General features: G+C 31.7%; 20 protein-coding genes. 7 read left to right on the top strand and 13 right to left on the bottom strand.

Annotated elements, in window-relative coordinates; translation table 11 throughout:
- Nucleotides 1–33 precede the first annotated feature (33 nt).
- The 5 genes from LQ611_RS01845 to LQ611_RS01865 all read right to left on the bottom strand — a co-directional run bounded on the left by LQ611_RS01845 (nt 34) and on the right by LQ611_RS01865 (nt 3,770).
- Nucleotides 34–396 (bottom strand): hypothetical protein, encoded by a 363-nt coding sequence (locus LQ611_RS01845; protein ID WP_103362004.1) that lies wholly within the window; start codon nt 394–396, stop codon nt 34–36.
- A gap of 26 nt (nt 397–422) precedes the next feature.
- The gene (locus LQ611_RS01850; RefSeq protein WP_103362003.1) at nt 423–971 is read right to left on the bottom strand and encodes a tubby C-terminal domain-like protein; all 549 of its coding nucleotides are present in this window, start codon (nt 969–971) and stop codon (nt 423–425) included.
- A 30-nt stretch (nt 972–1,001) separates the two neighbouring features.
- The gene (locus LQ611_RS01855; RefSeq protein WP_103362002.1) at nt 1,002–1,748 is read right to left on the bottom strand and encodes a transcriptional regulator, SarA/Rot family; all 747 of its coding nucleotides are present in this window, start codon (nt 1,746–1,748) and stop codon (nt 1,002–1,004) included.
- Nucleotides 1,749–1,762: 14 nt separating this feature from the next.
- A complete protein-coding gene (locus LQ611_RS01860) occupies nt 1,763–2,164 on the bottom strand; it encodes a hypothetical protein (RefSeq protein WP_107590389.1) in 402 nt (133 codons plus the stop codon).
- A gap of 97 nt (nt 2,165–2,261) precedes the next feature.
- Complete coding sequence (locus LQ611_RS01865; protein ID WP_210141864.1) at nt 2,262–3,770, bottom strand: helix-turn-helix domain-containing protein; 1,509 nt, start codon at nt 3,768–3,770, stop codon at nt 2,262–2,264.
- 488 nt (nt 3,771–4,258) lie between these two features.
- Between LQ611_RS01865 and LQ611_RS01870 the strand changes: the two genes are divergently transcribed.
- Nucleotides 4,259–5,038, top strand: a complete 780-nt coding sequence (locus LQ611_RS01870) for a CHAP domain-containing protein (RefSeq protein WP_025906857.1) — start codon at nt 4,259–4,261, stop codon at nt 5,036–5,038.
- Between the two features lie 45 nt (nt 5,039–5,083).
- Here LQ611_RS01870 and nhaC read toward each other — a convergent pair whose 3' ends face one another.
- Nucleotides 5,084–6,484, bottom strand: a complete 1,401-nt coding sequence (nhaC, locus tag LQ611_RS01875) for a Na+/H+ antiporter NhaC (RefSeq protein ID WP_103361999.1) — start codon at nt 6,482–6,484, stop codon at nt 5,084–5,086.
- Between the two features lie 379 nt (nt 6,485–6,863).
- Here nhaC and LQ611_RS01880 point away from each other — a divergent pair, with 379 nt between their 5' ends.
- From LQ611_RS01880 to LQ611_RS01890, 3 genes are all read left to right on the top strand, one after another.
- Complete coding sequence (locus LQ611_RS01880) at nt 6,864–7,424, top strand: CHAP domain-containing protein (RefSeq protein WP_025906859.1); 561 nt, start codon at nt 6,864–6,866, stop codon at nt 7,422–7,424.
- Between the two features lie 145 nt (nt 7,425–7,569).
- Nucleotides 7,570–7,968, top strand: coding sequence for a DUF4870 domain-containing protein (locus LQ611_RS01885; RefSeq protein ID WP_103361998.1), 399 nt, complete (start codon nt 7,570–7,572; stop codon nt 7,966–7,968).
- 231 nt (nt 7,969–8,199) lie between these two features.
- Nucleotides 8,200–9,489, top strand: coding sequence for a cation:dicarboxylate symporter family transporter (locus LQ611_RS01890; protein WP_103362014.1), 1,290 nt, complete (start codon nt 8,200–8,202; stop codon nt 9,487–9,489).
- 40 nt (nt 9,490–9,529) lie between these two features.
- Here LQ611_RS01890 and gmpC read toward each other — a convergent pair whose 3' ends face one another.
- Genes gmpC through LQ611_RS01905 form a run of 3 tightly spaced genes read right to left on the bottom strand, consistent with a single transcriptional unit; the run spans nt 9,530 to nt 12,078 of the window.
- On the bottom strand, nt 9,530–10,372 hold the full coding sequence (gmpC, locus tag LQ611_RS01895; RefSeq protein WP_107596672.1) for a dipeptide ABC transporter glycylmethionine-binding lipoprotein: 843 nt from the start codon (nt 10,370–10,372) through the stop codon (nt 9,530–9,532).
- A gap of 27 nt (nt 10,373–10,399) precedes the next feature.
- Entirely contained in the window at nt 10,400–11,059 is a 660-nt protein-coding gene (locus LQ611_RS01900) for a methionine ABC transporter permease (RefSeq protein WP_025906863.1), read from the bottom strand.
- The gene (locus LQ611_RS01905) at nt 11,059–12,078 is read right to left on the bottom strand and encodes a methionine ABC transporter ATP-binding protein (protein ID WP_025906864.1); all 1,020 of its coding nucleotides are present in this window, start codon (nt 12,076–12,078) and stop codon (nt 11,059–11,061) included. The genes LQ611_RS01900 and LQ611_RS01905 overlap by 1 nt, the downstream gene beginning before the upstream one ends.
- Before the next feature lie 261 nt (nt 12,079–12,339).
- Between LQ611_RS01905 and LQ611_RS01910 the strand changes: the two genes are divergently transcribed.
- Both LQ611_RS01910 and LQ611_RS01915 read left to right on the top strand, forming a co-directional pair.
- Entirely contained in the window at nt 12,340–12,651 is a 312-nt protein-coding gene (locus tag LQ611_RS01910) for a DUF485 domain-containing protein (RefSeq protein WP_025906865.1), read from the top strand.
- Nucleotides 12,648–14,195: a solute symporter family protein gene (locus tag LQ611_RS01915; RefSeq protein ID WP_103361997.1), complete on the top strand. Its 1,548-nt coding sequence runs from the start codon at nt 12,648–12,650 to the stop codon at nt 14,193–14,195. Before LQ611_RS01910 ends, LQ611_RS01915 begins: the two co-directional genes overlap by 4 nt.
- A 206-nt stretch (nt 14,196–14,401) precedes the next feature.
- On the opposite strand, the gene LQ611_RS01920 is transcribed toward LQ611_RS01915, so the two are convergent.
- The 4 genes from LQ611_RS01920 to fdhF form a co-directional block, all read right to left on the bottom strand.
- Nucleotides 14,402–15,529, bottom strand: a complete 1,128-nt coding sequence (locus LQ611_RS01920) for an FAD-dependent monooxygenase (protein ID WP_025906867.1) — start codon at nt 15,527–15,529, stop codon at nt 14,402–14,404.
- Nucleotides 15,530–15,634: 105 nt separating this feature from the next.
- A complete protein-coding gene (locus LQ611_RS01925; RefSeq protein WP_103361996.1) occupies nt 15,635–16,402 on the bottom strand; it encodes an N-acetylglucosaminidase in 768 nt (255 codons plus the stop codon).
- A gap of 123 nt (nt 16,403–16,525) precedes the next feature.
- The gene (locus tag LQ611_RS01930; RefSeq protein WP_037589089.1) at nt 16,526–16,996 is read right to left on the bottom strand and encodes a helical membrane plugin domain-containing protein; all 471 of its coding nucleotides are present in this window, start codon (nt 16,994–16,996) and stop codon (nt 16,526–16,528) included.
- Nucleotides 16,996–19,935, bottom strand: a complete 2,940-nt coding sequence (fdhF, locus tag LQ611_RS01935) for a formate dehydrogenase subunit alpha (RefSeq protein WP_239709307.1) — start codon at nt 19,933–19,935, stop codon at nt 16,996–16,998. Before fdhF ends, LQ611_RS01930 begins: the two co-directional genes overlap by 1 nt.
- Nucleotides 19,936–20,155: 220 nt before the next feature.
- Here fdhF and LQ611_RS01940 point away from each other — a divergent pair, with 220 nt between their 5' ends.
- Entirely contained in the window at nt 20,156–21,601 is a 1,446-nt protein-coding gene (locus LQ611_RS01940) for a carbon starvation CstA family protein (RefSeq protein ID WP_025906871.1), read from the top strand.
- The last annotated feature ends 237 nt before the right edge of the window (nt 21,602–21,838 follow it).

Below are 21,838 nucleotides of genomic sequence, written 5' to 3' on the forward strand. Positions count from 1 at the left end.
ACTTCTGCAGAAGTTTATGTGCTATTTTTCTTTTTAATGATTATGTTCTAAATTGCATAACTTGATAATAGACTGTTTTAAAGGCATCTCTTGTTCATAAATCCTTAACTGATCGATTGTTTCTGGATTTAAATAAATACACTTTTTAGGTTCTCCATTTTGAAATGCAACAATTGCTTCACCATCATCACTACCTTCAAACATTCTATCGACGTCTGAAAAATATTGACTTAAAATATAAATTAATGCATCACTATATCTTTCACGGTCTTGTTTATATAATTCAACTTGATCATCTTGTATATAATACGCATCAACAATGGTCATGCCTTTCACTTCAGATATTTCATGCGTGATATTTTGACTCAGTTGTTCTTTCTTAAAAAATTTAAACAACGTAAACGATCCCCTTCATTTATCAATTAATTAGATTTACTTCTTTGATATTCCTGATACTCAAAAAATACTTGGAATAGCATGATTAACATTGCAGGATGATATTTTGAATTAACAATATCAATATTATGATTGGATGCAATTTTAAATCTTTCAGACTTAGTCTCCATGACTAAATTATTTGCTTCATCTGTGACTTTTACAGATCTAGATATAAACCCTGATTCAAACAATAAAGTATCGTTTTTCTCACCATTAAATATTATTCTCGGTTTAAATCCAATTTTTGTTTCGAATGTACCTATTTTAGTATCGTTCTTAAATACTTCCCAAACAGTTTTAAAAGGTGTCTTTAACTTTCCTTCTATCGATCTTTCTTGTAACACTTTAAAAGTGCCACCTTCAAATTCAATCATAAAATTATGTTTCTTTCTCCCTAATAACGCAAATGTTTCTTGTCTAGTGGATGTATAATATAAGCTTAGAATAAATGCAGGATTATTGTGTTCATCATAGACTTCTATTGGTTTTGTTGATGCACCGAAAAAGTTTTCTTTGAAATGATAATGTGACATATTAACCTCCTGAATGAGCTGTTATTATGCTCATTCTACCATAGCTAAATTTTGTTCACCATCTTTAACATTTTGTAATTTCAGTACATTTTCTATCATTAATTTAATTAACTTTTCTTTATCCTTCTTAATGGAAACTAATGCAATTCTTTCATCAGTTTTAGACCTTTCTTTATCAAGATAGTTTAATTTTACAAGTACTTTTATGGATTTATTGATTTTTACTAAATCCCATCCAAACTGATCTTTAATATCTTCTAGTGTTCGACACCCGTTATGAGACATCTCTATAAATAATAAAATCATAAATTGATCGATATTCATTTTATATTGATGATTGATATTAAAATGTATATCACTCATCACACGATTAATTTCTATCGCATAATCAACGAAATAGTCCGTATTTAAATCTGTAGAAATCTCATTTAAATTATGCTGAAAATCTATTTCTATTTGATTAATTAATTGAGATATTTTCGTTTTGTGACGAGTTTCTACTATTATAATAATTTTTCTCTCATCTTGCTTTAATCGTTCTTTTTTATAATAATTCAAATCATGTAAATAGGATATGACATGTGTTAACATCGTTTGATTAATACGAAGTACTTCTTTAAAATCTAAAGCTGTATATTTTCTTCTCTTTTGATTATCATTAATAAATTTCAAAATCTTTAAATGATAAATATTTAATGCGCAATTTTTCTTTAGTATTTTCTTCACTTGAAAATTTAAATAATTTAATTTCAATAATTCGTTCTTATATTCAGTCATAGCTCAATACCACCTTATTTTATTTTTTGTTTTATATAGATATGCTTAATGACATCAGCTGAAGAATCATAATCTATTACTAATTTTCTTGATTCTTTATCAAAATTTATTGTATTTATCTTATTACCAGTTTCCTCATTAAATTGCTGATTAATTGGCTTATTACGTTTAATACGAATATCGTGAATTCTATACTCAATATCCTCAATGTTCAATCCAGTAATATTTAGTTTTTGATGCAGCTTATTAAATAGTTTATTATTTGGAAAGATTAATAGCTGATATTCATTTAAATAATGCGTAACTAGAATATTGTCATTAAAAAACACGATATTTCCTCTTAATCTTTTTAAAGTTAATATTAATTCAAATAACTGATACTGACTTTCTTTATTTAATTGTAATTCTTTGATCATAAGGTGACTGCTCTGTGAAGGTATCATACTATCAATCCAAGTATCATCTATAATAATTGAAATTCTTTGCTTATACTCTAAACACCATTTAAATGTTTCAATAAGTGATTCGATTAGGGATTGTCGGTTGATATAAGATATTTAACGAAGAATTATTCTTTAATATAGTAGTTATTTCTCTGTCGGAGACTAATTCATGGTAAACTTTGCATGCAATTTGGTTATTTCCATCTATTATATGTGTCATTTGATTAGCTAAGTATTTATCGTAATCATTCAAAATTAATGTTACTTTTGAATCTTTCAATGTTTCATTTATCATTTTATAAACGTGATTATATTGGTAATATGTCATATTTAAATAGAAATGAAACTGCCTCTGTCCATAATAGTACGTGCAATCAATTAAATAATTTAATAGTCGCTTAAATCTATCTGCAAACACTTCTAAATTTTCATTTCTAGATAAATTTATTTCAAATGAAATCTCAAATTGGTGTTCTAATGAGAAAGAAAACATTTGATGCATCAATCTATTACTTTCAAAATTTGATTCGTTTAAAAGTTCATTAATTAAGTGATGCGAAAACATTAAACCGTATTGCCCAATTTCTTTTCTCATCGTTAATAACTTTGATTGCTGAAAATTATTAGTTAATGTTTCGATATTTCTGATATATATTAGTAAATTAGATGTTGGGAGCTTTGATGTTAATTGATCATCTAAATGAATATCTAAACTAATATAATCTGCAACATTATTTGTTAAATCTTTCAGTCGATGAGATATCTTATTTAAATTTTCAATAAGGTTTGTCCGTTTATTATTAAATGGGTAATACTGATCATTCGTGAGTTGCTTTCGATATTTTGCTGGTGTTATATGATACTTATCTCTAAAACTCGTTATAAAATTTGATTCATACGCAAATCCATTATCCCCTGCAATTTGTGTAATAGATTTTTTTGAATAGATTAAGTCAAATATCGCATATGATAAACGAATACTTTTTCTAAGTTCTCTAAATTTTATATCTGTTATTTCTTCTAGATTTTCTGAAAACCATCTCACTGATAAAATACAATTCGTCGCAACTTCAGCAATATATAATTTTTCTTTATAATGGTCATGCATATAATTGATAGCTTTATGTATATCGTTGTTTAAATAATAATCATGATCTTCATCTACAATTCTATATAATCGTAATGTCATCATAAATTGCTTGATTGTATTAAACACATTTGTATCCATGTCATTTTTATATTTAATGTAATTGGCGAGCACCTTATTCATAAAATACTTAAGAACACTGTTATCAAGTTTATCTACATCAATATAGTACTTTTTCTCAAATTGAAAGAAATAATCAAGTTCACATCTGGATAAATACAAAGTGGCTATAACGGTATCTTCATTAGAATAAATACGATAATGTTCCAAATCATTAATGATTACAATATCATTTGCTTGATATATTTTTCTTTTTCCATTGATATAAATCTTACTACTTCCTTCTATTATAAATAGTAGTAATAACCCCATATTAAAATCAGATTGAATATTTAAAGGTTGGTAAATTTTTAAATTACTATCATATAACATGTCAAACACCTCAATTCCTTATGAAACATCTTTATTTACTATTCATGATAATTATAATTCAACAAATATTACTAAAAATACTTTATTCTTGACTTTTTATTATGAAATTTTGTACTTATTTTAATCCTTTAGATGCAATATTCTTTTGTTTATTTGATATAATTTTTCGTATTATTATCCAAAGTCAATTATTTTATTATGTCTTAAATATTACAAACGTGTAACAAAGAATCGAGTTCAATACTTAAAAGTGCTTAAAAACGTTGATATTATAACGTTCTTTATTCAGTGTAAAATGTTCGGAATTATTACATGAAATCTTTAGATATTTAAATTAAATTACAAAGCTTTAACATTCAACACAAACTAAATAATTTCTGATAAAGTAGGTTTTGTTGATTAACAGCGAAGAAAAAAACTTATTAGAAAAAAACATAAAACATATACGAAAAAATTATTTTTAAATTATCTAGGAGGATTTATTTATTATGAAGAAAATCGCAACAGCAGCAATCGCAACAGCAGGAATCGCAACATTTATGGCACATGACGCAGATGCAGCAGAAAATACACAAGGATATAATCCAAACGATCCATATTCTTATTCTTACAATTACACAATTGACCAACAAGGTAACTACCACTACACTTGGGAAGGTAACTGGAATCCATCTTCTCATTACGGTTACGAAGCTCAACAACAAGTAGCAACTAACACTGCTTCTTCAAATAACGAAGCAGCTTCAAATACAAATTATTCACAACCAGCATTCAATGCTGCGCCAAATGGTGGTGGTTTAGGAGATTCTCATAACACATCTTCAAACCAAAACAATGTTCGTGTAACAACTACACAAGCACCATCAACTAGCAACCATACAGCAACTACATCAAACTCAAGTTCAAATGTAAGCACTACAACTACATCAACTTCTCGCCCATCAACTGGTGGAGGAGCTAACTTATACACTGCAGGACAATGTACTTACTATGCATTCAGCAAACGTCCTGACTTAGGTAGCACTTGGGGAAATGCTAATAACTGGGCTAACGCAGCAGCACAATCTGGTTACACAGTAAATAACAACCCATCTGCAGGTTCAGTATTACAAACTACAGCTGGTGGATACGGTCACGTAGCTTACGTTGATAAAGTAAACTCTGACGGTTCTATCCAAGTTTCTGAAATGAACTACCAAGGTGTAGGTGTTGTTTCAACTCGTACTATCTCAGCTTCAGCAGCTGGTTCTTACAACTACATTCACTAAGATGAATATAAATAAAAAAGAGCAATCATTGCGATTGCTCTTTTTTTATGCATTTGTTTTTACTTTTTTAATACCGATACCTGTTATACCATAAAATGCTGCAAAGAACACACATAAATAACATGGTACAGTCCACCAGAAGAATTCTCCTAACGAAACACCCAATAAATCACGATAGTATATACCTGAAGTACCCCAAGGGATAAATGGCAACACCATTGTTCCACAATCTTCTAGCGTTCTTGATAAGTTCACACGATCTAAATTACGTTCATTATACATGTCCATTAACAATACACCTATCATAATAATCACGACAGATGCAACACCAGCTGCAAATACAAGAATTAAACTTCCAGCTATCGTAACTAATATCAAATGTGAATCTTTAGAAACTTTACTAGATATTGTCGTTAAAATAACTTTTAAACTACCGGATGCTTCTACAATACCCGCAAATGCATAACCACAGAAAATCGTTACAACAATTTCAGTCATACTCATAATGCCACCACGTTTTAACAGTTCTATCATTGAACTTGATGCATCATTTTCAGATAAGCCTGTCATATTGATATTAAAACCTTGCATCGTTACATTAAATGCATCTACAATTTCAAATCCATTATTAAACACACCTACAAACATTGCGACTAAACTAGATAATAACATCATCGGTACAGTAGGTTTTCCTATACTAATACCTAAGACGATAACAATGACTGGTACCCATACCCAAAAGTTTAAATTAAAAGCTGTATCAATATTACTCAGCAATTCATTTATTCTTTTGCTTTCTACATTTTTAGCATCAAATTGTAAGCCTGCTATAAACCATACAATAAGCCCAATAATTGATGCAGGTATTGTCGTCCACATCATATGTTGGATATGCTTAAAGATATTTACTTTTGTTACTAATGCAGCTAAATTTGTCGTATCAGAAAGTGGTGACATTTTATCTCCAAACACACCACCTGCTATTACAACACCTGCAACCATACCTATCGGAATATTCATTTCATTGGCAATCGCCATTAACGCTATGCCAGCAGTCCCAACTGATCCCCATGCAGTACCTGTAGCGACAGATGTAACGGCTGTTATGACAAATGCAGTTACTAAAAAGTATGTCGGATTGATCGTTTCTAAACCATAATAAATTAAAGCAGGTACAGTGCCTGAATACATCCACGTACCTATTAAAATACCGACTGCAAATATTATGTATATGGCTGGCATTGCAGTTGCTAACCTCTTTGTAATACCATCTTGTAAGTCTTCCCAAGTTAAGCCTACTCTAATAGCTATAAAGCTCGCATAAACCGCTGCAATAATTAATAAAGGTTGAATTGGATAATGTAGAATCCCAAAACCAATCAATACGACTAGCCCCATAAATAAAATCGTAGAAATTGCTTCAAATAAAGTTGGTAATCTCTTCATATAATGCCCCCTTCAATATACTTAGAAAACTAACCATATTATTTTATATATGAAAAAAGTAGTCGCAAATAATTTGCTAACTACTCTTTTTCAATGTTTTAATCCTTAACATAAATATTACAAGAAAATGACATTAATTTTCTAAAAATTCACCGTAAAACCTTATATTATCGGTATATTTTCTATATTACTGTTTGTCATAATTGGTCATAAATATTACTAAAATATTGTATCTGATTATGATTAAGTAACAACTGTATGAAAACACACACAAACATAAAAACTTCTGTTAAAGTATTATTTGTCGTCGGAAAACGACACAAACAAAACTAAAATTTAAATTTAAAACATATACGAAATTTACGGAGGATTATTTATAATGAAAAAATTAACAGCATTCGCAGTATTATCTACGGGATTAGCAACAACAATAATTGGAAATGGTGAAGCTTCAGCAGATACTTTCGATAACGCTCAAGCTCCAGTTCAAAACCAAACTCAAACTCAAAACTTTAACTATACTAATAACTATAGCCAAAATTACAACACTTCAAACATGAGTCAATCATTTACTTCTTCAGTAACACAAACAGCAACTCAAACTACAAGTTCATCAGCTAACTTATACACTGCTGGACAATGTACTTATTATGTATTTGATAAAAGACAAGCAGCTGGAGAACCAATTAGCTCAACTTGGGGAAATGCTAACCAATGGGCAGCTAATGCAGCAGCAGATGGTTACACTGTAAATAACACACCTAAAAAAGGTTCAATCTTACAATCAACAGCTGGTGCTTACGGTCACGTAGCATACGTTGAAAATGTAAACTCTGACGGTAGCGTTGAAGTTTCAGAAATGAACTACCAAGGTGAAGGTGTTGTATCAACTCGTACAATCTCAGCTTCAGAAGCTGGTTCTTACAACTACATTCACTAAGATTAATTGAATATCATTTAAAAAGGAGACTGGACATATCATTGTCTAGATCTCCTTTTTTGTTTATAAAATAATTAATTTATATTATTGATTGGCGGCATCGGTAAAAAAATGTATACTTGAATTAAGTTAGGAGGGATTATACATGAGTGAAAACGAACAAAATCCATTTCAACAAACTACAACACATTCGACATATGAAGATGTATCACAACACTTAGATACAACTGATGATGATAGATTATTCGGTATGCTTATATACTTAACAAGTTTCTTTGCTTCATTCTTTGCGCCACTTATCATTTGGTTAATTAAAAGAGAGAACTCTCCATTCGTTGATAGAATTGGTAAAGATTATTTGAATTTCTTTATTTCATATACGATTTGGGGAATCGTTGGTACCCTATTATGTTTAGTATTAGTAGGCTTTATTATATTACCAATATTAGCTATTTTAGCTTTTATCTTTACGGTTATCGGTGCTATCAAAGCATACAATGGAGAAACTTATTTACCACCATTATCAATTCGTATGATCAAATAACACTTTCAATTTTTGAAAGTGTTATTTTCTTTTTTTATAGTAAAACTGATTAAATACTAAAATTAAATTTCGTGATAGAATGACGTATACTCTTATAATCTTAAGAGTGACGTATTTTATGAATCCCCTTTTTAAACGTTATTTGTGCAGTTCCATTTTTATGGAAAGGCATAATTTTTTTGTACTTTATCACTACAGTGCTTTAAAGGAGGAGTTTTTTTGGATCAAAAAATTAAAAAACCGAGAAGAAGATATATAAGCTTACCGACACAAATATTAATCGCTTTAGTATTAGGTGTTGTAGTAGGATACTTTTTACACGGACAAGACCATTTAATTAAATTCATTCGACCTATTGGAGATATCTTTTTAAACCTTATTAAAATGATTGTTATTCCAATTGTATTCTGTTCATTAGCATTATCAATTTCAAACGTTGGTGATATGCATACCGTTGGTAGATATGGTTGGAAAACGATTTTATACTTTGAAATCATCACGACAATTGCAATTGGGTTGGGCATTATATTCGGAAACTTATTCAAACCTGGATTAGGTATAGACGCAAACAAATTACCTAAAGGTGATATTTCTAAATATGAACAAACTGCTGATGCTGCAGAAAAATCTACTTATGGTAATCACATGATAGATACAATAGTTGGCATCATACCTACAAATATATTTGAAGCTTTAACAGCTGGAGAATTACTACCTATTATATTCTTTGCAGTATTCTTCGGATTAGCAATCGCTGCTGTTGGTGAAAAAGGTCAACCAGTTAAAGATGTATTAAGCGGAACATTAGAAGCTGTATTCTGGATGATACATAGAATATTAAGATTAGCGCCATACGGTGTATTTGCTTTTATCTGTGTAACGATTATGACATTTGGATTATCTGCTTTAATTCCATTAGTTAAGTTATTAGCTGTTGTTGTAGGTGCAATGGTATTCTTTATTATTGTTGTATTAGGGATTGTCGCAAAAATTTGTGGTATCAGCGTATTCTCTATTATTCGCATATTAAAAGACGACTTATTGTTAGCGTTCTCAACTTCAAGTTCAGAAACGGTTCTACCATCAGTAATGGAAAAAATGGAAAAGTTCGGTGCACCAAAAGATGTTGTTTCATTTGTTGTACCAACAGGATATACATTTAACCTTGATGGATCAGCTTTATATCAATCAATCGCAGCATTATTTGTTGCTCAGATGTATGGTGTTCATTTAACGCTTGTTGAACAGTTAATATTAATGTTTACATTAATGATTACATCTAAAGGTATGGCAGCTGTACCTGGTACTTCTATAGTTGTTCTTATTACAACATTAGGGTCTATGGGATTAAATCCAGAAGGACTTGCATTAATTATCGGTATAGACAGACTATTAGATATGACTAGAACATGTGTCAATGTTGTAGGTAACGCGTTATCTACAATTGTTATCTCTAAATGGGAAAACAAATATGACCATGAAAAAGGTCAAGAATATTTAAAAACATTAAAAAAAGCATAAAAAAAAGATTCGGCTAAGGGGAGCCGAATCTTTTTTTAATTTATTTAAGTGAATCCACAATTTCTTTAATTTCATCTTGTTTTAAATCAACAACAATTTCTCCATCTTTCGTATCTTCTTTTAAAGCATCTTTAGCTTCTTCTGAATGATATAATTTCGCAATTTTCTTGTATGTTTTATTATCTTTGTCTTTCGTATTTGCTGCGATAAAGTTGATATAAGGTTTAGCTGCATTAGCACCTGGATCTTCTAAGAAAATAGGATCTTTTTTAGGATCTAATCCAGCTTTTGAAGCTACACCATTATTGATAACAGCAATATCCACTTCATCTAATGCTCTCGCTGTTTGTTGTGCATCTACTGCTTTAATGTTTAAATTCTTTTTATTTTCAACTATGTCTTTAGGTCCACCACTTAAACCGAAGTTCTTATCTAATTTAATGTAACCTGCTTTTTCTAATAATTTTAACGCTCTTGCTTGGTTTGAAACATCATTTGGAATTACAACTTTAGCACCATTTTTTAAATCTTTAACATCTTTCAATTCTTTAGAGTATATGCCTAATGGCGCAAGCACTGTCGTTCTAATAGGAGTAATATCTGTACCTTTATTTGCTTTCTTAAATTGATCTAAAAATGCGAAATGTTGGAAGGCATTTAAATCAATATCTCCGTCTGATAAAGCTTTATTTGGAACATTGTAGTCTGAAAACTGTTTGATTTCAACTTCAATACCATCTTTTTTAGCTAATTCTTTAACTTTGTCCCAAACTGCTGTGTCATTTGATGCGATACCAATTGTGACTTTCTTATCGTCTTTCTTATCTCCACATGCTGCGAGTAATAATACTAATGCTACTAATAATGTTAAGACTTTCTTCATTTAAATTGCTCCTTTATATTAAAATATTTAACTTCTGCGTACTAATCTAGATAAGACATTACCTAGAGATTGAATAACTTGTACCATAATAACAAGTATAATAACGGTGATAACGATGACGATTGTATCAAATCTTTGATAGCCGTATGCAAGTGCTAAGTCACCTATTCCGCCTCCACCAACTGCCCCGGCCATTGCAGTAGCACCAATTAAACCAATAATTGAAGTCGTTAATGCTAAGATTAATGATCCTAGTGCTTCTGGTAATAAGAAATATCTAATAATTTGAATGGGTGAAGCACCCATTGAATGTGCAGCTTCAATAACACCAGAATTAACTTCTAATAATGAGTTTTCAACTAATCTTGCTATGTAAGGTGCAACATAAACAGTCAGTGGTACAATTGCTGCAGATGTACCTATAGAAGTACCTACAATTAATTTCGTAAAAGGTACGATCGCAATTAATAATATAATGAAAGGTAAAGATCTGAATATATTAATAATTGGATTGAGTAAATAATAAATGATGACATTTTCCCATATACCGTTTTTTCTAGTAATCACTAACAAAATGCCTAATGGAATACCAATTAATGCACCTAATACAAGTGACACAGTTACCATGTATAAAGTTTGATATATAGAATCTAACAATAGTGAAGAATCTAATGATGATCCGAACATTATGCACCAACCTCCTCAAATTCTATATTTAATGAATCTAAATGGGCAAAGCTTCTTCTAATTGCACTGTCGTCACCTTTCAAACGTAACGTTAAGTACCCTACTGGTGTGCCTTGAATATCTGACATTGAAGCAAACAAGATATTAATTTGAACTTGATATTTTGTAATTAAGTCATTGATGATGGATTGTGTCACTTTCTCTCCATCTATATATAATTTAATGTCTGTTGCATGATGATCAGTTGGTATTAATTTTCTTAAATTATCTGATATATCTGTTGTAATAACTGTAGATACAAAATTCTTGGCTGTTGCTGTTTTAGGATGGCTGAAGACATCTAATACCGGTCCAATTTCGATTACTCTACCATTTTCCATCACTGCGACTTTGTTACAAATCTTCTGTATCACACTCATTTCATGTGTAATCAGTAGAATTGTGACTCCAAATTCTTCATTGACATTTTTTAATAATTTCAATATAGAATCTGTCGTTGCCGGGTCAAGTGCACTTGTTGCTTCGTCACATAATAATATTTTAGGATCTGTCACGAGTGCTCGTGCAATAGCCACTCTTTGCTTTTGTCCTCCAGATAGTTCATTAGGATATTGCTTTCCTTTATCCTCTAGACCAACAAACTTTAATAGTTCATCTACTTTGGCTTTAATTTTTTCTTTACTTGTACCTTGCAAAATAAGCGGCATCGCAACATTATTAAATACTGTCTTAGAATTTAATAGATTGAAATGTTGAAATATCATACCGATATTCTTCTTAACACTTTGTAATTCTTTCTTTGAATATTGATTGATGTCATGGCCATTAACAATGACCTCTCCCGTTGTTTTCTCTTCCAAAGCATTAACAAGTCTTATTAACGTACTTTTTCCTGCACCACTATATCCAATTACGCCAAAAATATCTTGTTCTTCGACTTTAAAACTGACATCTTTTAAAGCTTGGATTTTAGAATTCTTTTGCTGGAAAATTTTATTTACATTTTTAAATTCAATCATCTTATTTATCCCTTCCGAATTCTTATTAATACGATAAGAATTATATGGGTGTTTCCATTTATCGTCAATACTTATAATCAAATTTTTCTAAATATTCATTTATCTGGATTGTATTTTTTCTCTTTAATGATTGATTAACATTTTCTTAATGAATTTTTATTAATGTAAGCGCTATCAATAAATTATTGACAATTTTGTGAACAACAAATAAAATGAGAATTAAGATGTATTTTTACATCTATAAATAAGGGGGTTATGAGTATGGCAGAGCATGATTTCAAGCGTTTAGCAGCAGATCCAAAGTTTAAAGAACTTCTGAAAAAAAGAAATAATTTTATATTTCCTATCTCTATATTCTTTATTTTGGCAACACTCCTATTCCCAGTGTTGACTGGTTATACAAACATCTTGAATAATATTGCATTTTGGAATATCTCATGGGCATGGATTTACGCTTTATTATTATTCATTATGGTTTGGACACTTGTCACTTTGTACATGCGAAAAGCAAAATCTTTTGATAAAGATGCTGAGGAACTATTAAAAGCATATAGAGAGGAGCAAAACTTATGAATGTCATCGTCGTCGTTATGTTTTTAATATTTGTCGGGATCACATTGTTTATTACATATTTTGCATCTAAAAGAACACAATCAGCAAATGACTTCTACACTGCTGGTGGTGGCTTAACAGGTTGGCAAAATGGTTTGGCAATTGCAGGTGATTATTTATCAGCCGCTTCATTTTTAGGTATAGCAGGTGCCATCGCATTATGGGGGTTTGATGGTTTCTTCTATAGTATTGGTTATTTAACAGCTTATCTTATTGTGTTATACATCGTAGCTGAGCCGTTAAGAAACCTTGGTAAATATACTTTAGCAGATATGATTGCAGCACGATTTGAATTAAAAAAAGTAAGAGCTATGGCTGCAGTTTCTTCTATTACAATAGTTATATTCTATATGCTTGCACAACTCGTTGGTGCAGGTGCACTTATTCAATTACTATTTGGTATACCTTATACGCTCGCTGTTATTCTAGTTGGTATAATGATGACTATTTACGTATTATTTGGTGGTATGACAGCAACAAGCTGGGTACAAATGGTTAAAGCTGTATTACTTATGATTGGTACTGTAATTATTTCATTTTTAGTGTTATTACATTTTGACTTCAATCTTTCTACGATGTTTGGTGAAATGCATAACATTAAGTCATCTGATTTCAAAGGTGAATTTATTAATCCAGGTTCACAAGGTAAACCACCGTTAGATAACATCTCATTAATTATTGCGTTACTGTTTGGTACAGCTGGGTTACCACACATATTGATGCGATTCTTTACAGTTAAAGATGCTAAAACAGCAAGATCTTCTGTAATGTGGGCAACATGGATTATCGGTATCTTCTACATTTTAACAATCTTCCTTGGATTTGGTGCAGCAGCATTATTAACACGTGAAGAAATTATTGCAGCTAACCCTGCAGGTAATATGGCAGCTCCATTATTAGCAGCAAAATTAGGTGGAGATTTCTTAATGTCATTCGTTTCTGCCGTAGCATTTGCGACGATTTTAGCAGTAGTAGCAGGTTTAGTATTAACAGGCGCGTCTGCATTCGCACATGATATTTACGGGCAAGTTATTAAAAAAGGTAAAATAAGCGAACGTGAACAGATGAAAGCAGCAAAATTAGCTTCATTAACCGTTTCAGTTGTATCCATTATATTAGCCTTATTTGCTCAAAATTTAAACGTAGCATTCTTAGTATCATTAGCATTTTGTGTCGCAGCAAGTGCTAACTTACCTGTCATTGTATTTACGATATTTTGGAAGAGATTTAACACACACGGTGCCATCACAGGAATCGCTGTCGGCTTAATGGTGTCACTTATACTCGTTATTTTAAGTCCAAATGTCATGAATCCAGCAGGAACAGCATTTATAACAATGTCGCCAATATTCCCATTATCAAACCCTGCAATCATATCAGTACCAGCAGGCTTTATTGGTGCATTTTTAGGAACATTCCTAGGTAAATCAGAATCACATGATAAATTCCAAGAAGTCCAAGTTAAATCTGCAACTGGTATATCAACTTCAGATATAACACATTAAAAATTCGATAGTATTGTGGAAGTATTTAGGGACACAATTCTGAGTAATGTCCGTAACGGGCCGTGTTAGGGACACAATTCCAAATAATGTCCTTAATTAGACGATCCTAACTTCCATTTCTCAGAATTCTGGTAATTAGAACAACTTACTAACGTATTAAATGTCAAAAACCGCTTAGACTTCCATCGTGTCTAAGCGGTTTTTCCCTATTTTAATTTTGCTTTTTGTAAGAACTTCACTTTTTTGCTAAGTGATTTTGAAGATTTTTGTTTGAGCATTTTATTTCTTATTTTAATTTTTAAAGTACTTGATGATTGTGCTGCTTTACCGATTTTTCTTGATTTTAAGATGACTTTTTTAGTATGTTTCGTTCTTAATTTATCATATCGTTTTAAGGCTGATTCTATATCTCGATCGTTAATTAAATTCACTAATGTTACGGCATCTTCTATTGCTTGTCCTGCACCTTGTCCCATGTTCGGTGTTGTTGCATGTGCTGCGTCTCCCAACAGAACTACTCTATTTGAAACGAAAGATTTCAATGGTACGAGGTCGTACATATCATGATGTAATATGCCTGTTTCTTCTTGTGCATCTAATACAGTTCTTACTTCATTAGGGAATTGATTGAAGTATGCTTGAAGATGTGGTTTCTCAAATGACTTAAATTGCAAATCATTTTCTTTAGCATTCATTGTACAGAACCAGTATAATTCGTTGTCTTTTAAAGGTACAATGCCAAATCTTCCTTTATGTCCCCAATATTCTAAAGTAACATCTTGTTCGATATTTAACTTCTCGTTTACTACACCTCTGAAACAAGTGTATCCAGCATACTTAGGTGCTGATTTCGGATAAAGTTGTGTTCTTACTTTTGAATGTATACCATCTGCTGCAATTACTAAATCAAATTGTTCTTCTAAACCATTTGTAAAATAAAGCCGTACATCGTCAGCTGTTTGCTTAAATGTTTTGACTTCATGATTTAAATAAATATTATCTGTTGGTACATGTGTTTTTAAGATTTCATGTAACACTTTTCTATGAATCGTAATATTTTTATGTTCATCTTGATTCATCATTAATGAATTTAAAAATTCATCTAAATCAGATCTAATTTCTATTTTTCTTAATGGCTGGCCTTCTTGCTCAATTGCATATGCCATTTTATATTGTTTCAATGCTTTAAGGACATTACTTCCAATACCTAAACCGGCACCATCTTGGTCTAAATTTCCACGTTGTTCATATACATAAACTTCATGTCCCGTTTGAGTTAGTAATCCAGCAGTCGTTAACCCACCGATGCCTGCCCCAATTACAGCAATTTTCATTTTGTTCACTACTTTCTTTGAAATAAAAATTTGATTATAAGCTTTATTTTAACATGAATCCTTACATATCTTTACCCCCAGTTCATATTGAACTAGGGGTAACCTTTATTTGTAATAGTCTTTATGGACTTTTGATTTTTTCAAATTATGGTCATCATAATAACCTTCCATAATTTTACCGATACTTGTTGCCCAATTCACATCTGTTGCATATAGGTGTTGACCAGGATTATAAGGGTTCCATCTCATTTTATATAATGTGTCTTGCCCATTGTTAAGATAATCCTTTTTAATAAATTCAGCGCCTCCATTTATAGCTTTTTCTGGAGAAGTCCAACCTTTTTTACGCGCATAACTACTACCTGTTTCTACAGCATCTTGATCAAATGCCCCGATTCCATAAAAATTATAGAATGTTTTACCGTTGGACATTTTGACACCACTAGCCAATTCAGAATTACCGTTGCCAGTTTCGATAAAAGCATGGCTCATCAAGTATATGACATTGACATCATATTTTTCTTGAGCATCTATAAAAGCTTTTTCTTTACCTTTTAATATGCCTTTATCTTTTAAAATTTCTTTAACTTGTTTTTCTGATACATCTACTTTTTTAGATATATCTATGAATTGAAAGTCTGTCTGACTTTTGTCGATATCCATAAATTTATCGATATCTTTTTTATCAGCATACACGAATTTATTGTCCTTTTGTGTAACAGCTGGTGCATCACTTTGCGTTTGAATTTCAAGCGCTTCTTCATAAGTATGCGTTTGATGATTTTTAAAAAAAGGAGACTCAAAAATAAATAATAAAACAATAAATATAATAATAATTGTGAGCCCTAAAATTAAAGAAAACCTTTCTCTCAAAAAGTTAATAATATTCACACCTCTTCTATTTGTATAAGCATTGTTACTGTTTTAACTTATCTTATATTTTCTTAAATTTCAACGAAATGTTTTCAAAAAATAAGAGCGAGACAGAAATCTGTCTCACTCTTCTCTACTCATACCTTTTAAAAAGTTCAATAATAGCGTTACACTTTGATTAATTTCTGGATCTTTAAGTGCACCTAATAAATCTGTTACAGAAGTCTTCTTATAAGGATTAGCCCTATTTGCTACTTTCATACCGTTATTAATTCTTCTCACGAAAGTCGATGTTTCTTCTATATCTAGCTCTCCTAATAAAAATAGAACTTGTCCAAGATTTCCTAAAATACCTTCATATTGTTCTTTATTTAGTTCATTGACGATATTTTTCGTAATGATTTTACGTTGCACAATGGCTGCGTGAAAAGCATCCAACGCTTCCGCTTCTTCCAGTGCATCGAGTATATCAATCCCTTTTTCAATGGCAATTTTTCGATCTGATAATCGTGATTTAATGTCATTCATATTTTCTTCAATTATATATTCTCTACTTTTATGAATTTTCTTAATCACTTTAACTCTTTCACCCATTATAAATCGCCACCTTTACTAGGGAATGTATAACTTGATTTCGCCCACTTATCTTGTACTCTCACACTAATCTGAGGCTGTCTATTACCAAAACGTGAATTATGTTTAGGTATAGGTGATTGCCCTTTTTTAGTGACAACTTCTAACTTCGCATAATTATCTTTATATGCTGGTGTATTTGTATCTTTATCAACATCACTATCTATTACAAAGTTAGGTGCACCTTCATTCTGATCATTTAATGGAATATAAATATTATTACCTGCTACTCTGTCTGTTACTTGCACATTCACTTCTACTGTACCTACTTTAGAAGTTATTTTAACTCTCGCACCATTTTCGATACCGTGTTCTTCAGCGAGTTCTTTAGAAATTTCACAGAAGTTTCTAGGTAATTTATATTTTAAACCAGGTACTTGATAAGTCATATTACCTTCATGGAAATGTTCTAACACTCGACCATTGTTAACGTGTAATGACATTTCTTTTGTCTTTTTAGATTCAACATTAAATGACAATGGATAAAGTCTAGCTTTGCCATCAGGGAAATTAAATCTTTCTGTATATAATAATGGTGTATCAGTGCCATCATCATTCATTGGCCATTGTAAACTATCAAATCCTTCTAGACGATCATACGTAATTCCTTTAACTAAAGGCATGAGTGATTGTGCTTCATACCATATTTCACTAGGATGTTGATAATCCCAATCTGCGCCTAGTGACTGTGCAATTAATTGAATGATTTCCCAGTCTGGTTTAGAATCTCCAAGCGTGTCTAATGCTTTATTGATTCTTTGAACACGTCTTTCAGTGTTTGTAAATGTACCATCTTTTTCTAATGAAGGAGATGCTGGTAAGACAACATCTGCAAATTCGGCTGTTTTTGATAAAAATAAATCTTGAACGACTAAGAAATCAATTTTCTCAAATGCTGATCTGACATAATTGATATTAGCGTCTACAACACCTGTATCTTCACCTTTAATATAAAGTGAGTGTAATGTCCCTTCATGTATACTATCTATCATTTGATGGTTGTCCAAACCTCTTTCTGAATCGAGCGAAACTTGCCAAGCTTGTTCAAATTTATGTCTCACTTCATCATCAGAGACATCTTGATATCCTGGGAATGTGTTAGGCATACTGCCCATATCACTACATCCTTGAACATTGTTGTGGCCTCTTAAAGGATAAGCACCTGTGCCAGGTCTCATATAATTCCCTGTTACTAATAATAAGTTAGAAATAGCTGTACTTGTATCACTACCGATACGATGTTGCGTTACACCCATTGCCCAACAGATGGATAGAGATTCAGTTTCTGCAACTTGTTTGGCAATATGTTTAAGTTCTGTTTGACTAATGCCCGTGAGACTTTCTGCATACTCTAACGTAAATGTATTAAGACTTTCATAATAACTATCAAAATCATTAACCCATTTATTGATAAAAGCCTCATCGTGCCAATTTTGGTCGATAATATATTTTGTAACAGCTGATAGCCAAACTAAATCTGTACCAGGATTTGGTTGATAAAATTTATCTGCACGTTCAGCCATCTCATGTTTTCTAATATCAAATACATATAATTTTTGTCCTAATAATTTATGTGCACGTTTAATTCTACTCGCAATAACTGGATGTGCTTCAGCTGTGTTTGTACCGATAGTAATGACCATTTTAGCTTTTTCTAAATCTTCAATTGAACCGGAATCGCCACCGTAACCTACTGTTCTAAACAATCCTTGAGTAGCGGGTGATTGACAATATCTAGAACAATTATCGACATTATGCGTTCCGATAACTTGTCTCGCTAATTTCTGCATTAAATATGATTCTTCATTTGTACATTTAGAAGATGAAATAAACGCTAATGCGTCTTTACCATATTGATTTTTAATTTGAGAAAATCGAGTACTGATCACTCTTAAAGCTTCATCCCATTCAACTTCTTGGAAATAGCCTTCTTTTCTAACTAAAGGTTTCGTTAATCTATCTTCAGAATTCACATAGTCCCATGCAAATTTCCCTTTAACACACGTAGAAATATGATTTGCTGGAGAATCTTCATGCGGTAACACTCTTAATATTTCTCTATCTTTTGTCCAAACATCAAATGAACAACCTACTCCACAGTATGTACATACTGTCTTCGTCTTCTTAATAACATCTTCTCGCATCGCCGCTTCTGAATCAGAAATCGCAAACAGTGGTCCATATCCAGTTTCAGCTTTTTTAGTGAGTTCAATCATCGAACGTAATAAGCCAGGTTCTTGATCAGTCATATACCCTGCGTTACCTAGCATGTTATTTTCCATCAAAGCATTACAAGGACATACTGTTACACATTGTCCACAGTTCACACAGCTTGATTCATCAATCGCACGATCATTGTCCCATATAACTCTAGGTTGTTTTCTTTCCCAATCAATTGTCAATGTTTCGTTCACTTGTACATCTTGACATACTTCTACACATCTACCACATAGAATACATTGATCCGGATCATATCTGTAAAATGCCCCAAAATCTTTTTCATAACCTTTAGATTGAAATGGATTAGATTGATGTTCTAAACCAAATTCACCCATTGTATTATGAATTTCGCAATTGCCATTATTATAATCACAAACTGTACAATATAATTCATGATGTTCAAGCACTCTGTCCAATGCTTGTTTCTGAGCTGATTTCACGGATTCAAGTTGTGTATTCACAACCATGCCATTCTCAATCATCGTACTACATGCACGTTGAAGTTGCCCATTAACTTCGACGACACATGAGTCACACGTTTCAATTGGTCCTAAAGATTCGTTGTAGCATATAGACGGAACGAAGGTTAACTTTTCAGCTTTAATAAAGTCCAATAGCCTCATGCCCTCTTCTACAAGAAAATCTTTACCATCAATTGTTATAACCTGATGTTCTTGCATATTGATTACCCCCTCTATGAAATTATGCCCAAAAAAGCCAAATATAATCATTTTCAAATGAAAAGGCTTACTTTTGATTATAATTTTGTAATTTTACAATTGCAAATAATTGTTATGTTTACTATATCGATAAATTTTCAGAAATTTCAAAAATATTATTGATACAATGTAAAATTTTTGCTAATCTATGAATATTCTTAGTTTGAAAGAAGGTTTTACAATGGTTACATTTATTTCTAGTATTATTATTTTAATTTTGGGGTATATCTTTTACGGTAAATACGTTGAACGCGTATTCGAGATACATCCGGATAAACAAACACCAGCGTATAGTAAACAAGATAATATGGATTTTGTACCTATGCCTGCTTGGAAAGGATGGATGATTCAGCTGCTTAACATAGCTGGATTGGGTCCGATATTTGGTGCAGTAGCTGGTGCTTTATATGGACCTGTAGCATTTATCTGGATTGTTGTAGGGTGTATCGTTGCTGGAGGTGTACATGATTACTTCTCAGGCATGCTAAGTTTGAGACATGGTGGTGCACAGTTCCCTATGCTTGTACAACATTATTTAGGTAAGATTATTAGAGTGTTCACAGATGTTGTGTCTGTCGTCTTGATGGTGCTTGTTGCAGCTGCATTTGTTGCTGGGCCAGCTCAATTATTATCAAGCAAGACACCTATTTCATTCTTCGTAGCATTAGTTATCATTTTTACATACTTTATACTAGCAGCTATTCTTCCTATCAATAAAATCATTGGACGTATTTATCCAATATTCGGTGTTATCTTAATCGTTATGGCCGTTAGTGTAGCCGTTGCTTTAATATTCAGTGGTAAACATATTCCTGAAATTACAATTCATAATATGCATCCTAAAGAACTACCTGTTTGGCCATTACTTATGGTGACAATATCTTGCGGTGCAATTTCAGGTTTCCATTGTACGCAAAGTCCAATCATTTCAAGAACAGTTAAAAATGAATCAGAAGGTAGAAAAGTTTTTTATGGCGCAATGATCTCAGAAGGTATTATTGCATTAATTTGGGCAGCAGCTGGTATGACATTCTTCGGTGGTACTGAAGGATTAGCAGCAAAATTACAATCAATCGGTCCAGCAGGTGTCGTTGACCAAATATCAATGGAATTATTAGGACCATTCGGTAGCATCCTTGCACTACTTGGTGTCATCATCCTACCTATTACAACTGGTGATACTGCACTTAGAAGTTCAAGAATGATTATAGAAGATTTCATGAGAGATAAAGTAAAAATTAAACCAAAAGTATTAATGATTGCAGCAAGCTTTGCTGTAGGATTACCTGCTTTCTTACTATCAACAATTGATTATTCATTCTTATGGAGATATGTTGGATTCTCAAATCAAATCGTCGCAACCGTTATGTTGTGGGTTAGTGTAAGTTACTTATTAAGATATGGCAAGAAACATTTAGTAGCAGGAATACCAGCATTATTCATGACAGCTGCAATTAGTGTATATGTATTATATGCACCTGAAGGATTATCATTACCATATCAAACATCTGTAATTGGTGGTTCAATCGTATTTCTAATTGTCGCTTCACTATATGTACGTGCAATTATTAAACATGCAGACCCAAGCAGAATCCCAACACCTACAAGAGATTTATATACATCATAAAAATGGAGACTTCCGATATTACATCGGAAGTCTTTTTTATGAGTATGTTGTGTGTTATGTGAAGATAGCGGGGTTCTTAGTTACAATTCTGTAGGATTTTGTAATTAACAGACCCACTACATACATATCAATCTCGAAATACTCATTACTTCTATACTTTCTAAACCTTCTATTATTGTTAAAGATTACAAATAATCATATATTTTTTATTCTCACAATCTATCTATAATATCCAAA

This window comes from Mammaliicoccus sp. L-M44, from assembly GCF_022386355.1.
In the GTDB taxonomy this organism is placed as follows: domain Bacteria; phylum Bacillota; class Bacilli; order Staphylococcales; family Staphylococcaceae; genus Mammaliicoccus; species Mammaliicoccus sciuri_A.